The sequence below is a fragment of the Mobiluncus sp. genome, from assembly GCF_034180645.1.
GTDB lineage: Bacteria > Actinomycetota > Actinomycetes > Actinomycetales > Actinomycetaceae > Mobiluncus.
This window is the reverse complement of the sequence record NZ_JAXFNY010000003.1, coordinates 42,195-55,104: the sequence shown is the minus strand read 5'-3', so window position 1 is coordinate 55,104 and position 12,910 is coordinate 42,195. Positions and strand designations below refer to the sequence as shown.

Here is a 12,910-nt window from a genome sequence, read left to right as displayed (position 1 = left end):
CTCACTTGTGACAAATGTCGCGGCTCTGGGGCACAGACGCGCAAACCCCAATTGTCACAGCCAGCGCCGGGGGCGGTTTTAAGCGCTGGGCGATTTTTCCCCGCTTGGATTTGATACAGTCCAGACTTAACAGGTTAAATAACAGCATACGGCCATTGTTGGCACCGCTCGGATTTAGGAAAGATGAGGCATCACCATGATAGCTCCCGAAGAACTGCACGATATTCCCGCTGGTCAAGGGAGCGAAGCTGGTGCGGGCGGTTTCGCTGGAGGCGCAGATGCGGGCGGGACGGCTGCCGCGCAAACTATTCCGGGGCCGCTGGTGCGCGACGTCACTGACGACACGTTTGCCCAGCTCCTGGAGCTTTCCCAGACTGTCCCGTTCATTTTGGACATGTGGGCGCCCTGGTGCGGCCCGTGCCGCCAGCTCGGTCCCGTCCTGGAAAATGCCGTAGCGAAGGCGGGCGGGCGAGTGGCTTTAGCAAAGGTCAACATAGACGAAAACCCCGCCATCGGCCAAGCGTTTCGAGTCCAAAGCATTCCCGCCGTGTTCTTGCTGATGAACGGGCAACCCGCGCCTTTGTTTAACGGCGCTCTGCCCGCTTCGGCTGTGCAGGAAGTCATCAGCAAGGTTATCGAGTTAGCTGAGCAGGAAGGCGTGACGGGTCGCGTGCAGACCGATGAGGCCGGGGCTGCTGGGGCTGCTGACGGAGCAGCCGGTGCGGCCGGTACGCCTGCCCCAGACGCGCCGCCCGCGGTAGCCGAGGAAATCGAAACCGCGGTGAAACTTCAGGCCAAAGGCGAATACGACCAGGCCATCGAGACTTTGGAGAACTACCTCAAAGCCAACCCCGGCGAATCCAGCAAAGTGGAGCAACTGCTGGCGAAAGTTCGGTTGCAGGCACGCTCAGCGGCGGAGCCTGCCGGTGACCAGGCTGGACAGGGCGCTCAGGCTGCTACCGGCGAGATAGCCGCGCAGCTCGAGGCCGCTGATGCCCAGATGAATGCGGGAGATGCCGCCGGGGCGATGTCTCGGCTGCTGGGTGTCGTGGCGGAAACCAGTGGCGAGGACCGCGACGCGGCCCGGACACGTTTAGTGGAATATTTCTCGATTTTGGGCGACGATCCGCTAGTTCCGGCGATGCGCTCGAAGCTGGCTACTTTGCTTTACTAGCCTTCTTTGACGCAGATTTCGCGGCAGATTTTCGCGGGGCTCGGTTCGCGGGTTTAGCGGTCGACTCAGCGGCGGGTTTCCCAGTGGGTTTCTGGGAGCGCGCCAGACGCCCCGCTGAACCGGTTGCAGACCCGCTAGCTGCAGAGATGGCATTCGTGACCTCAGCCGACATAGTGCGCAGGCCGCGGGAAAGCGCGCCCGCATCATCAAAACCGGCCGCCAAGGTGAGCGTCCCCTCTACCCCGGACAGAGTGCGTTCGGACAGAGAAGCTGCCAAGCCGCGATCCACTCCCAGGCTGAGCAGGGCTTTCGTCAGTGCTGCTCGCCACGTGTTGAAATGCTCCTGCACCTCGGGGGCAAAGTCGCGGGCCGCGGCATCATGGACCAGCTTGCCCCAGATGCTCTGTTTCTCGCCGTGGTCAAAGAACGTCAGGATTCCGGCGAACATCCCGGCAATGTCACCCGATTCCAGCGGCGCGACCACGGCGGCTTGAAAGTCGTGTTCCACGGCCGCCAGGACTTCGCGCATCATCTGAGCTTTACCATCGGGAAAGAGGTGGTACAGCGAGCCGCGCCCCAATCCGGTCGTCGCTGAAATCTCGGCCATGCCAGCGCCGGTGTAGCCCCGGGCCTGAAACAGCTCCGCCAGTTTCCCTACTATTTCCACGCGATTTGGTTTCCCCACCGCCGGTCCTTTCCGCGAATCAATCCATCTAACTGACAGTATGGCGAATTTTTGACCGTTCGTTCCATTGCCGCGCCGACTGGCCCGGTTTTCGCGAAAAATCCCGCACCTGGCCGCAATTCCCCGGAATCTGAGCGTTAATCCTATTAATTTGGCTCGGTGTGCCATATATGGCACACCGAGCCGTTTAAATAGGGTTTATTGCGGGTTATCCGAGGAATTTCGGGGCTGTTTGTTACCGGGTTTCGGGGCGCGAGTGGATTAAAAGGGGAGAATAGCCGGGTAGCTGCCATTATTGGCAGCTACCCGGCTATTCTCCACCTTTAGGCGCAACCCGGCGAGTAGCCCGCCAACAAACAGCGGCGCAAACGCCCGCAGCCATAGAGAAAGCCCGGTCGGCTGGGAATCCCAGCCGACCGGGCAAAAAGCGGGCAAAACCCGGCGAACTTAGCTGCCGAAGAAGTAGTGCGTCTCCGGGTTATCGGCGGCACGCTCGGCGTTGGTGACCAGGCCCAGTTCGGTGTAACCGGCCATCAGCGGATGGTTCGGCACCACGCGAACTTGGTAACCCAGCGGACCGGCGTTGTTCAGGTGCGTCTCCAAGCGGTAGGACACCACGCCGTTTTCTTCGCGTTCTGCCTGCATCGCCAGGACCTCAAAGCCGGACAGGTCGTCGTTGGTCGTGACACGGCCCAGCAGCAGCTGTACCTCAACATCCTCGGGACGCAGGTTCCCCAGCTGGACATCAGCAAAGAATGAGGCGCTATCCCCCACGGTCGCCACGTCACCAACCTTGGAGACGACATGCTTCACCGCGACCTGATTCCAGCCCGAACGTACCCGCGCCTTGTAAGCCGCCAGTTCACGAGCCTCTTGATGACCAGCGCTGTTCAGCACCCGGCTGGAAGCAGCAATCGGGGTGTAGAGGTTTTCTACGTACTCGCTAACCATGCGCTGCGCCTGCACACGCGGACCCAAGGTCGCCAGCGTGTGGCGCACCATTTCCATCCAGTTGCGCGGAATTCCGTTCGCGTCTCGATCGTAGAAGCGCGGGGCGACCGTGTTCTCGATGAGGTTGTACAGGCCTTCGGCCTCGATAGCGTCGCGGCGCTCCGGGTCGTCGACTCCGTCAGCAGTGGGGATGGCCCAGCCATTGCGGCCGTCATACATTTCGTCCCACCAGCCGTCCAGGATGGACAGGTTTAAAGCGCCGTTGATGGCGCACTTCATGCCGGAAGTCCCGGAGGCCTCCAAGGGACGCAGCGGGTTGTTCAGCCACACGTCCACGCCGGGCATCAGGGTTTGGGCCATGTCCATGTCGTAGTTGGGCAGGAAAGCGATGCGGTCGCGCACATCGTACTGGTCAGCGAAAGCCACCAGGCGCTGAATCAGGCTGACGCCCTGTTCATCGTCCGGGTGGGATTTCCCAGCCACGATGATTTGCACCGGACGTTCTTTATTCGTCAAAATGGCCGCCATCCGCTCCGGGTTATTAATCATCAGCGTCAGACGCTTGTAAGTCGGCACGCGGCGGGCAAAACCAATGGTCAAGACGTCAGGGTCGAGGATTTTATTCGTCCAATCCAGCTCAGCCGGGGATGCCCCGCGTTCCAGCCAGGATTCGCGCACCCGCCGGCGAGCATCGAGAACCAGCTGTTCGCGCAGTTCACGGCGCAGTTCCCAGAGTTCCTCATCGCTGACGCCGCCTTCCTCGGGCGGACGCACCCACCGGTAGGTGTTGACGTGCTCGCCAGGATCCTGGTGACCGCGAGCCAACTGCGCCAAACGACCATCAGTCCAGGTCGGGCCATGTACACCGTTGGTGATAGAGGTGATGGGCACCTCGGAGACATCAAATCCAGGCCATAGCTGGTGGAACATGCCGCGCGAAACGTTGCCGTGCAGCTGGGCCACGCCGTTGGCCATCCGCGCCATGCGCAAACCCAAAACCGCCATGTTGAATACGTTGGGATCCCCACCCTCGTACGTTTCCGCACCCAGAGCCAGCAGCTGGTCGGTCGTCACACCGGGAATCTCGATTGGCGCCAGGTAACGTTGCACCAAGGACCGGTCGAAACGGTCGATACCGGCGGGAACCGGCGTGTGGGTGGTGAACAGCGTGCCGGAACGCACCGCTTCGATAGCCGTGCCGAAGTCGAGGTGTTCCTCGCCGGTCATCAGCTCGCGGATACGTTCCACCGCCATGAATCCGGCGTGGCCTTCGTTGCAGTGATAGACCTCGGGGGTCGGCGCGCCGGTCAAACGGCTGTAGGCGCGCAGGGCCTTCACCCCGCCCACACCGAGCAACAGTTCCTGTTCCATCCGATGATCTTTCGACCCGCCGTAAAGGCGGTCGGTCACCAGGCGGGCGGCCTCATCGTTCTTGGCCACGTCAGAGTCCATCATCAGCAGGGCGATGCGGCCGACTTTTGCGACCCACACTTGGGCATACAGGGTGCGGTGGTCGGGCAAAGGCACTTCCACCAGCGCGGGGGTGCCGTCGTCTTCGCGCAACAGAGTCAGCGGCATGTTATCCGGGTCGATGACCGGGTAGGATTCGCGCTGCCAGCCTTCGCGGGTCAGGGATTGACGGAAGTAGCCAGCCTGGTAGAGCAGGCCCACGCCGATAATAGGAACGCCCAGGTCAGAGGCGGACTTCAGGTGGTCGCCAGCCAAAATCCCCAGGCCGCCGGAGTACTGCGGCAAAACGGCCGTCACGCCGAATTCAGCCGAGAAATACCCAATCGCGCTGGGCTTGTCGGCATTGTTGAACTGGGACTGGAACCACTGCGGCTTTTCCAGGTAATCGCCCAGGTCGCGTTCCAAAGCCGCAGCCTGGTTCACAATGTCCTGGTTTGCCGAGAGCTCGTCCAGTTTCTGGACGGAAACCGAACCGAGGAAAGCCGCCGGGTCGTGGCCGACTTCCTCCCAGACTTGCGGATCTAAGGACGCGAAGAAATCGCGGGAGGGCCGGTGCCAGGACCAGCGCAGATTTTGAGCCAAAGTACCAATTGGCTTCAAATTTTCGGGAAGGACGGAGCGAACAGTAAATCGTCGTATTGCTTTCACAGTACCATCCTACGTGGTGGTCGTGGCATTTAGGTAAAAATGTGCGCAAAATGTAGTTTTGGCGGCCCCGCAGGACCGCCAAAACTTGGGGGTGTCATGAAAAAGGTTATTCGCTGGCTTCTTCCGGCAGGGCGTAAGCGTCCACATCGGCCGGCAACTCTACCGGTTCGCGGGTTTCTTCGTCCTCTTCCAAAGCCTGCAAGCCTGAGATGGCATCGGCGGCACGCGACCCCAGCAGGCCACGCATTTCGTCGAGGTAGGCCGCCACGGATTCGCGCTGACGTTCCAGCTTTTCGACCGTGCGCTGGGCGGCGGCACGTTCGGCTTGAGCTTCGGCACGAGCAGCTTCGCGCAGCTGTTGCGCTTCGACTTCCGCAGCCGAGATGGTGGCCTCAGCAGTACGGCGGGCATCCTCTTGACGGCGACGCACCACGGCATCGGTATCGGTCAGCAGGCGCTCGGCACGCTGCAAGGTCTCGCCGAGGTGCTTCTCAGCGTCAGCGACCTGCGCCTTCGCGGTGGCAACCATCGCGGAGGTTTCGGCCCGAGCCTGTTCGTGAGCCTGTGCGTCGGCTTCACGAGCGGCCGCACGCGCGGAAGCAATCTCAGTTTCGGTGTCTTGGCGAGCCTGTTCGGACTCGGCACGCAGACGCTCGGCTTCGGCGCGAGCGTTGGAGATAATCTTGTCGGCTTCGGCGCGGGTTTCCACCAGCAGCTTCTCAGCCATTTGCTGAGCCTGTTCGCGCACCTGGGTGGCTTCGGCAGTCGCGGTTTCGCGCAGTTCCTGAATCTCGGTCGCCGCTTCGTTGCGCAGAGCCGTGGTTTCCTGTTCAGCCTTAACCCGGGCTTCTACGTAATCCTTTTCGGCTTGGGCGCGCTGCAGTTCGGTTTCGCGGTCAGCAGTGGCGCGCAGGTCGTTGACCTGAGTGTTCACTTCGGCGCGCAGCGAGGCCGCTTCGCGTTCCGCCGCGGCTACCAGTTCATCAGCGCGGTGCTGCGCGTTGGTGAGCACGGTTTCCGCTTCGGTTTCCGCCTGGGTGGTGCGTTCCTCAGCTTCGCGGCGAGCCTCAGCCAGCATGGAAGCCGCTTCGGCTTCGGCGCGCTGAGTCAGGCGCTGCGTGTTAGAACGGGTCTTTTCCAGCAAGGATTCCGCGTCAGCGTTCGCCTTATTAATAACGGTGGTGGACTGTTCCTCAGCGGAACGCAGCAACTGTTCGATGCGTTCGCCCAGACCGGTATAACTCGACTTGTCGCTTTCCTTTAGACGGCGCTGAGCTTCACCCAAATCCCCTGCCAGGGTTGCGTTACGCGCGTCAAGGGTCTCTACCTCACGACGTGCCTCGGCCAAAGCCGTCATTAAAGTTTGAATCTGCAGGTCAACCTGAACGCGGTCGTACCCGCGCATCACGATTGGAAAATCTGTCTGCTCTTCGGTCACTTGTGAGTCCTCCTAAAGACGTCAACCAACGGGCAAATTAACCTGCCCCGCCAAACTTAGTATAACGATACCCTAAGTCTATAACGAAAAAATCTCTGATTAACCATTTACACGAACCTTTATGACATGGCTAAGTCGCTGTGAACCGCCAATCTCGCTAAAGTAAATGGTAGCCGGTTCCAAAATTCTCAAGGAGACCCATGTCATCGAATCGCACCACCCGCTATCTCAGCATTGCCCTGCTGATTGTCTCACTTTTGGTGGCCTTTGTTGGAATATCTCGCCTGACTTTCCTGCGTCCCAGTGCCAACGTGGAGTTTCACAGCGAACCGACCAAGTCGGCAATCGTCCTGACGGGAGAGAATCTGTTGGAATCCACCGGGGAAAAGGTCACGATTCGCGCTACCGGGCCGGCAAAACAGGAAGTTTTTTTAGGAATCGCCCTGACCACAGATGCAATGGATTTTGCCAAATCGGTCAATCACTTGGAACTGACCGGTTTCAAAGCCGATAATCTGCTCACCTCCCGCAGCGTCGAGGCGAAAAAAACTAATTCTGCTCCTGGCGAACAAACTTTGCCGGGTGGTTTGCAACAGTTGGCGTCCCCCGCCCAAAACGACGCGGCAGATCTAACGTCCTTAGACATTTGGAAACAAAGCGCTCGCGGCACCGGTCACGCCTCTCTGAACTGGCAACTGAGCGATAACCGATGGAGCGCGGTCGCTTTCGTGGTCAACCCCCCGGACAAAGCGGCGGGACCACAGTTGGAACTGAAGTGGAAACTGAAAAATGAGCCCTCCAGCATCTCGGCTATCCTCATGACCATCGTGGGGATTATCGCCGCTGGAGCTATCGGGACTTACCTGGCCTTGCTGGTGCTGTCCGAACGGCGTTCGCGCGCCAAACGTTTGGATACGTTGGAAAAGGATCAGGCACGCCAGCTCGCCAGTCAGGTCACTTCCGCGGTCACCGGCGATGCCCCCACGGACACCGGCGTCATTCCGGCAGTCCACCCCACACGCCGCTCATTGCGCATGGCTGAAGAAGCATCTGACCAGCCTAAACGTGGCAAAAAATGGCGGCACCAACCGGAGAGCGACGACGCAACAGACCCAGAAACGGAGGCCTCCCATGACGAATAAGCTGACGACCCTCCTTGCGGCCGGAGCGACCGCCCTGGCCCTGAGCGCTTGCGCCTACACCCCCACCCTCGTGACCTCCCCCAACGGCGGCAACGAACCGCCCGCTATCGACCAGCAACGCTTCACCGCAATCACCGCCGAAGCCAACGCCGTGGCCCAAACCGGGGACGGCGTTCGCGACTGGCAACAGCTGACCAGCCGTTTTACGAACCCGGCCCTGGGTATGCGCAACGGAGAATACCTGATGACGAACACGACTCGCGGCGCCAACCTGGGGGCGCTTCCACTGGCGAATCCGCAGGTCACAGTCGTGCAGCAGGCTACGGATTGGCCGCGCTACGCCTACACGGTTTCCCCCACAGTCGAAGGCCAGCCGCTCTACGTGTTCGGTTTTGTCCAGTCCTCGCCGCGCGCTAACTACGCGGTGTGGGGCTACGCGAAACTGTTCCCCAAAGCCAACTTCCCCGCGACTTTCAAGCCCGAAGTCGGCTCGCCCACGCCCCGGGCAGATTCCAAAGACTTTGTGGTTTCGCCGGGAGCCTTGGCGAAAACTTACGCGGACTTCCTCAACGACCCCAACAACGCCAAGGACGTTTTTGACACCGCGATTGATTCTTTTGCCGCAACTTTCGCCCAGCGGCGCACGGACTATTCCGCCCTCGCCCAGCAAAACCGCGGTTTGGAAGTCACTATGACCGCGCGGCCGGGCGCTGACGGCTGTATCGCCCTGGGCACTACGGACGGCGGAGCCCTGGTCATGGCCGCTCTGAACTACGACTTGACCATGAAGTCTCCCCGGAAACTCCAGCTCTCCCCCCTGGCTCAGGCTTACACCGGGAAAACGGCTGCGGCCTCGACCTTGACCGAAACGCACACGGTCGTGGTGCTATTTAACCTGCCGAACAAACCCAGCCAAAACCAAAAGATTTCGGTCTTGGGCGCCTCCGATGCCGTCACGGCGATGAGCGCGGACTAGGGCGTTGCGGTCGCGTTTCGAGTTACGCTACCGATAGCGTTCACAAGGGCGTTGCCGCAGGTTGGAGGGGTTTCGCGCGGCTTACATGCACTGGGGGTACAGCGCCATCAGGCGGCGCGAGACGGCACCGGGATTTTCAATCGGCACCAGGTGCGAAGTTTCGTGGACCTCCACGACCTCGGTATGGGCGGCCTGAGCCATCGCGGCGGCACGCTCGGGGGAAATGACCGGGTCCTCTTCACCGCGCATGACCAGGACGGGTTTGCCAAAACTTTCCAGCAGCGCCATCTGGTCCGGGCGCGCCGCCATAGCCCGTTGTGCCCAGGAAATTCCTTCGTTGGAGGCTTCCTCGGACCATTGCACGGCCTCGGACACGACTTCCGGGCGCGCCCGGCGGGTCGAGGCGGTGAACTGGGATTCAATCTGAGGAGTCAGCAGGCTCGCGCGGTCCCCAGCCAGCATGGTGATGAGGTTTTCAAACCGGTCGGCTTTTTCGCTGACCGTATCCGCGTCCGCCCGGGTCCCAATCAGCCCCAGACCGGCCACGACATCCGGGTGACGTTCCAAAATGGTGAGCGCCACGTAGCCGCCCAGCGAGTTACCTACCGGAATAATGCGTTCGATGCCGAACTTGCCCAGGTTTGCCACGATTTCATCCGCAAACGCGTCCAGCGAGGGGGTGTCCATCATCGGCGGAGTCTGGCCAAATCCGGGCGCATCCACCATCAGCAGCGGCACCCCACCCAAGCGGTCCGCGGTAGGCAGCCACATCCGGTGATCCATCGGGAAAGCGTGAAGCAGCACCATCGTAGGACCAATCGGTCCGGGGATAATGTCGCGGGCAATCATGTTCAGCATGGTTTTATCTTAAAGGATTTCGTCTAATACCGGGTAAACCCGAACAGTTTTACCCCCAACCCGGCACTGCCGGCATCGCGTCCACGGCGTCAGCCGCCCGAACCGGTCGCCACCCGGCAGATGCTCGACACGACTAGGGAGCGAAAAAATTACTTTGAAACAGCGCAAAAATGCGATAATCGGAACATGAGTGAACCTTTTGCAGTACGCGGGCGCATCGTCACGCCGTCTTCCATAATCGTTGATGGAGCTGTCATTGTTGACGGGGACTCCATAGTGTGGATGGGAGAAGCACCCCAAGCGCAGGCGGCAGGTTACGGTACCGAAGTCGTGGCCGCACCTTCCCCGACTGACGGGCGCTACATTTTGCCGGGCCTGGTCGACACCCACTGCCACGGAGGCGGGGGCAGCTCTTTCCCCACCGCCGCCACAGTGGAAGCCATGATGACCGCGGTGTGGGAGCACCGGGTACACGGCACCACCACCCTGGTCGGTTCACTCTCGACAGCTTCCCCGGAGGACCTGCGCCGACAGGGCCAAATGATGGCAGATTTGTGTGACGCAGGCGAACTGGACGGGATTCACTTTGAAGGGCCGTTCCTGGCGTCGGGACGGTTGGGTGTGACCGGGATGCTCCCCGGAGACTCCCCCGCTGATTCCCTCCCGACCGAAGGGCTCAGCGCCAAGGAACGCGAGGAACAGGCTCGTGCCGTCCTAGGGTCCCAAGATTTTGCACAAGTCCAGCCGCCAAACCCGGCCCTGACCCGCGAACTCATGATTACTACCCGCGGGCATACGGTATCGATGACGCTGGCTCCGGAAGGCAAACGCGCTATCGGTTCCGGTTCCGTGGCGGAAGTTTTGATTGAAAACGGGGCGGTTCCCGCCTTTGGACACACGGTCGCCTCCGCCGAATTTATGCGTGGAGCCGCGGCCTGGACGCGGGAAAAGCTGGGGCTGACCCCCTCGGAAAAGCTGCGTTGCCCCCGCTACGTGGTGACCCACTTCTTTAACGGGATGCAGCCCTTCCACCATCGCCACCCCGGCCCGATGTTAGAGCTGCTGGCGGACGCGGCCGGAGGCGGCTGTATTCTGGAGCTGATTGCGGACGGGGAGCACGTGGACCTCAGTGCCGTGCGCAACGTGTTTGAGTTGGTCGGACGCGATTCAGTAGTGTTTGTCAGCAACGCGACCGCCGCCACGGGCATGCCCTTGAGCGAACCGAACTCCGTCCAGGAAGATCCAAACTTGCACCTGGTAGACATCGTGCGCCGCGCCTGGAAAGGCGCGGGAATTCCACTGACTGACGCGGTGTACTGCGCCTCGGTACAGGGCGCCCGTATTTTGGGTCAGACCAACATCGGCGAAATTGCAACGGGCAAACGCGCGGATTTGCTGGTCACAGATGAGAATCTCTATCCGCTTTCGGTGTATCGCTACGGCACCCTGGTGGCATCCGTACCAAAGAATTTTTCGGATTAGCCCGTGCCCAGTCAGCGAAAGTCCAAACGGCGCGGTCAACCCTATCGCCCCTTGGATATGCAGCGCCTCGCCAGTGTCCCGCGGGTCGTGACGCGTGGCGGGCAGGAATATCACGTCCAGAGTCTGACCGGCAGCGCCGGCCAGAAATCTTACGTCTGCCCCGGTTGCGGGCACGCTGTCGAAGCGAATACCCCGCATATCGTGGCTTGGCCGCTGAACGCGCCCTTTGGAGTGGACACCGGGGTGAGGGCTCGCCGCCACTGGCACAACTATTGCTGGGAGTCCGGCACTACCGGGGGCTATTAGAGCCGATTCTGTGACGCCCTAGTCCGAACAGGTTATGCGTGGCACAAGCGGGGTGCGTGGCGTTTTCCGGGCCTTCTTTCGGGGTAAAACCATGCTTCAGGAAAGGTTTTACGGGGTTTAGAACAGCCGATTTTCGGCATCGAAATCCAAGCCGCGCATTTCATCGTAATCCAGCACGACGCAGCGAATCCCGCGGTCTGTCGCCAGCGTGCGGGCCTGGGGTTTAATCTCTTGGGCGGCAAAAATCCCGGTAATGCCCTCCAGGTCGGCTTGCCGACCCAGCAAATCCAGGTAGCGAGTCAACTGCTCAACCCCGTCAATTTCGCCGCGACGTTTCACCTCCACCGCCACCGGACGCCCTTGTGCATCACGAACCAGCAGGTCAACCGGACCAATGGGAGTGGGCCATTCCCGGCGCACCAAAGTCCAGCCCTCTCCCAGCCGTAGTGCGACCTGTTCCGCCAGCAGCTTTTGCAGATGCGCCTCCACCCCGTCCTTTTCCAGTCCCGGATCGACCCCCAAATCACACACGACATCTTCATAGACCGCAGTGATGTTAATCAGCAGGGCATCCCCGGATTTGGCCTGTACCCGCCACGTTTGCGGGCCTTGCGGGGAGTCGGAATCTTCCAGCTCAATGTGCAGCTGGCAGGGCGGGCTCATCCAGTTCAGGGGCTTGTAGGAACCGCCATCGCTGTGAATCAGCACCGAGCCATCGGCTTTCACCATCAACAGGCGTTTCGCCGCGGCCAAATGCGCATCCAAACGTCCCGAATAATTGACTTCACAATCCGCTATGACCAGGCGCATACTGCTAGCCTAGCCGAACCGCGCGAGGCAAGAAACTCAGTAAACCATCTGAGAGCGTGGCGGAGAGGACTCTTTCCAGCTGACCAAGCCGGAATAATCATGTTCATCCATCGCCAACCAAAAATCGTCCGGCTCAGAAAAACCCTGACGCGGCGCGCGGCAATGCAAAATAGCCAGGGTATAGTCCGACCCCGGCTCGGTATCTACCGCCGATTCCAAAATCTCAAAATCCGCCCGTTCCCAACGGCGATTCGAGCCCCAACGCAGAGAAATGACCCGATACCACTTCAGAAAATCCTCGGAATAATGGCATACCCCGGCCCGCCACGGATCGGTAGTATTGGCCCGCCACGCCACGTTGAAAGAACCATCATTTTGGGCCTTAAACCGCAAGCGCGCCAGGAAGTAAATCGCCAGCGCGCAAACGAGGAACAGCACCAGGAGCAGACTGGTAAACATCACACTGGTTGCCGTACCCATGATGTTCCTTCTCACTCCCTAGAGCCGCTACATTGAAGCCCGGCTCTGGGGACAATGCCCAAAGTGTCGGGCATCTCAATGACCCCGCCACTGCTATCCCCAAGTTGCCTTGGAGAAAAACCGAAGAGCCTTATGGGCAATCATATCCCAATCGGACTGATTCGCGGAAGTTGTTTATTTTAGTTTGCCGATGCGGAAGCCTGATTCGCAGAGCTGGCAGCCAAGTAGCGATCCAGCACTACGGTCACGGTGTTATTATCCACCGAAGCGAAACCGGCTTCGACCGGGAAGTTATGCGAATCCGCTTTTCCGGTCGAGCCCGGCGCGTCGACGCGCACCTGGCCGGCCCGCAGCACGACCAGTAACGGCTGGTGACCCGGCAAGACCCCCAGGTCGCCGTCTGCGGCAGGCATGATGACCTGGGACGCTTCTCCCTGATACAGGGTGCGCGAGCGGTCTACCACCGCAACTTTCAGCGTGTCTGCCATGG

General features: G+C 60.5%; 12 protein-coding genes. 5 read left to right on the top strand and 7 right to left on the bottom strand.

The window, feature by feature from the left end; genetic code table 11:
* The first annotated feature begins 196 nt into the window (after nucleotides 1-196).
* A complete protein-coding gene (locus tag SPI05_RS00660) occupies nucleotides 197-1,174 on the top strand; it encodes a tetratricopeptide repeat protein (RefSeq protein ID WP_321075208.1) in 978 nt (325 codons plus the stop codon).
* Here SPI05_RS00660 and SPI05_RS00655 read toward each other — a convergent pair.
* The 3 genes from SPI05_RS00655 to SPI05_RS00645 all read right to left on the bottom strand — a co-directional run bounded on the left by SPI05_RS00655 (nucleotide 1,158) and on the right by SPI05_RS00645 (nucleotide 6,366).
* Nucleotides 1,158-1,859: a TetR/AcrR family transcriptional regulator gene (locus SPI05_RS00655; protein ID WP_321075207.1), complete on the bottom strand. Its 702-nt coding sequence runs from the start codon at nucleotides 1,857-1,859 to the stop codon at nucleotides 1,158-1,160. The two genes, SPI05_RS00660 and SPI05_RS00655, sit on opposite strands and share 17 nt — an antisense overlap.
* A gap of 447 nt (nucleotides 1,860-2,306) precedes the next feature.
* Nucleotides 2,307-4,928 carry an alpha-glucan family phosphorylase gene (gene glgP / locus SPI05_RS00650; RefSeq protein ID WP_321075205.1) on the bottom strand — a complete coding sequence of 874 codons (2,622 nt, stop codon included), beginning with the start codon at nucleotides 4,926-4,928 and terminating at the stop codon, nucleotides 2,307-2,309.
* Between the two features lie 106 nt (nucleotides 4,929-5,034).
* The gene (locus SPI05_RS00645) at nucleotides 5,035-6,366 is read right to left on the bottom strand and encodes a DivIVA domain-containing protein (protein ID WP_321075202.1); all 1,332 of its coding nucleotides are present in this window, start codon (nucleotides 6,364-6,366) and stop codon (nucleotides 5,035-5,037) included.
* A 200-nt stretch (nucleotides 6,367-6,566) separates the two neighbouring features.
* Here SPI05_RS00645 and SPI05_RS00640 point away from each other — a divergent pair, with 200 nt between their 5' ends.
* Complete coding sequence (locus tag SPI05_RS00640) at nucleotides 6,567-7,508, top strand: hypothetical protein (protein ID WP_321075200.1); 942 nt, start codon at nucleotides 6,567-6,569, stop codon at nucleotides 7,506-7,508.
* Nucleotides 7,498-8,484 carry a hypothetical protein gene (locus tag SPI05_RS00635; RefSeq protein WP_321075198.1) on the top strand — a complete coding sequence of 329 codons (987 nt, stop codon included), beginning with the start codon at nucleotides 7,498-7,500 and terminating at the stop codon, nucleotides 8,482-8,484. The genes SPI05_RS00640 and SPI05_RS00635 overlap by 11 nt, the downstream gene beginning before the upstream one ends.
* An 81-nt stretch (nucleotides 8,485-8,565) precedes the next feature.
* On the opposite strand, the gene SPI05_RS00630 is transcribed toward SPI05_RS00635, so the two are convergent.
* Nucleotides 8,566-9,342, bottom strand: a complete 777-nt coding sequence (locus SPI05_RS00630) for an alpha/beta hydrolase (protein ID WP_321075196.1) — start codon at nucleotides 9,340-9,342, stop codon at nucleotides 8,566-8,568.
* Nucleotides 9,343-9,528: 186 nt separating this feature from the next.
* Between SPI05_RS00630 and SPI05_RS00625 the strand changes: the two genes are divergently transcribed.
* Both SPI05_RS00625 and SPI05_RS00620 read left to right on the top strand, forming a co-directional pair.
* The gene (locus SPI05_RS00625) at nucleotides 9,529-10,824 is read left to right on the top strand and encodes an N-acetylglucosamine-6-phosphate deacetylase (RefSeq protein WP_321075193.1); all 1,296 of its coding nucleotides are present in this window, start codon (nucleotides 9,529-9,531) and stop codon (nucleotides 10,822-10,824) included.
* Nucleotides 10,825-10,827: 3 nt separating this feature from the next.
* The gene (locus tag SPI05_RS00620) at nucleotides 10,828-11,130 is read left to right on the top strand and encodes an ATP/GTP-binding protein (protein WP_321075191.1); all 303 of its coding nucleotides are present in this window, start codon (nucleotides 10,828-10,830) and stop codon (nucleotides 11,128-11,130) included.
* A gap of 117 nt (nucleotides 11,131-11,247) precedes the next feature.
* Here the strand turns inward: SPI05_RS00620 and nucS are convergent, their stop codons facing one another.
* The 3 genes from nucS to SPI05_RS00605 form a co-directional block, all read right to left on the bottom strand.
* The gene (gene nucS / locus SPI05_RS00615) at nucleotides 11,248-11,940 is read right to left on the bottom strand and encodes an endonuclease NucS (RefSeq protein WP_321075189.1); all 693 of its coding nucleotides are present in this window, start codon (nucleotides 11,938-11,940) and stop codon (nucleotides 11,248-11,250) included.
* A 36-nt stretch (nucleotides 11,941-11,976) separates the two neighbouring features.
* Entirely contained in the window at nucleotides 11,977-12,420 is a 444-nt protein-coding gene (locus SPI05_RS00610) for a DUF2550 domain-containing protein (RefSeq protein ID WP_321075187.1), read from the bottom strand.
* A 179-nt stretch (nucleotides 12,421-12,599) separates the two neighbouring features.
* Nucleotides 12,600-12,908: a F0F1 ATP synthase subunit epsilon gene (locus SPI05_RS00605; protein WP_321075185.1), complete on the bottom strand. Its 309-nt coding sequence runs from the start codon at nucleotides 12,906-12,908 to the stop codon at nucleotides 12,600-12,602.
* Nucleotides 12,909-12,910 lie beyond the last annotated feature (2 nt).

Bases quoted from the DNA above. Each gene is read 5' to 3' on its own strand.
- SPI05_RS00660 (WP_321075208.1), top strand. From the start codon at position 197: ATGATAGCTCCCGAAGAACTGCACGATATTCCCGCTGGTCAAGGGAGC.
- SPI05_RS00640 (WP_321075200.1), top strand. From the start codon at position 6,567: ATGTCATCGAATCGCACCACCCGCTATCTCAGCATTGCCCTGCTGATT.
- SPI05_RS00635 (WP_321075198.1), top strand. From the start codon at position 7,498: ATGACGAATAAGCTGACGACCCTCCTTGCGGCCGGAGCGACCGCCCTG.
- SPI05_RS00630 (WP_321075196.1), bottom strand. From the start codon at position 9,342: ATGCTGAACATGATTGCCCGCGACATTATCCCCGGACCGATTGGTCCT.
- SPI05_RS00625 (WP_321075193.1), top strand. From the start codon at position 9,529: ATGAGTGAACCTTTTGCAGTACGCGGGCGCATCGTCACGCCGTCTTCC.
- nucS (WP_321075189.1), bottom strand. From the start codon at position 11,940: ATGCGCCTGGTCATAGCGGATTGTGAAGTCAATTATTCGGGACGTTTG.
- SPI05_RS00610 (WP_321075187.1), bottom strand. From the start codon at position 12,420: ATGGGTACGGCAACCAGTGTGATGTTTACCAGTCTGCTCCTGGTGCTG.
- SPI05_RS00605 (WP_321075185.1), bottom strand. From the start codon at position 12,908: ATGGCAGACACGCTGAAAGTTGCGGTGGTAGACCGCTCGCGCACCCTG.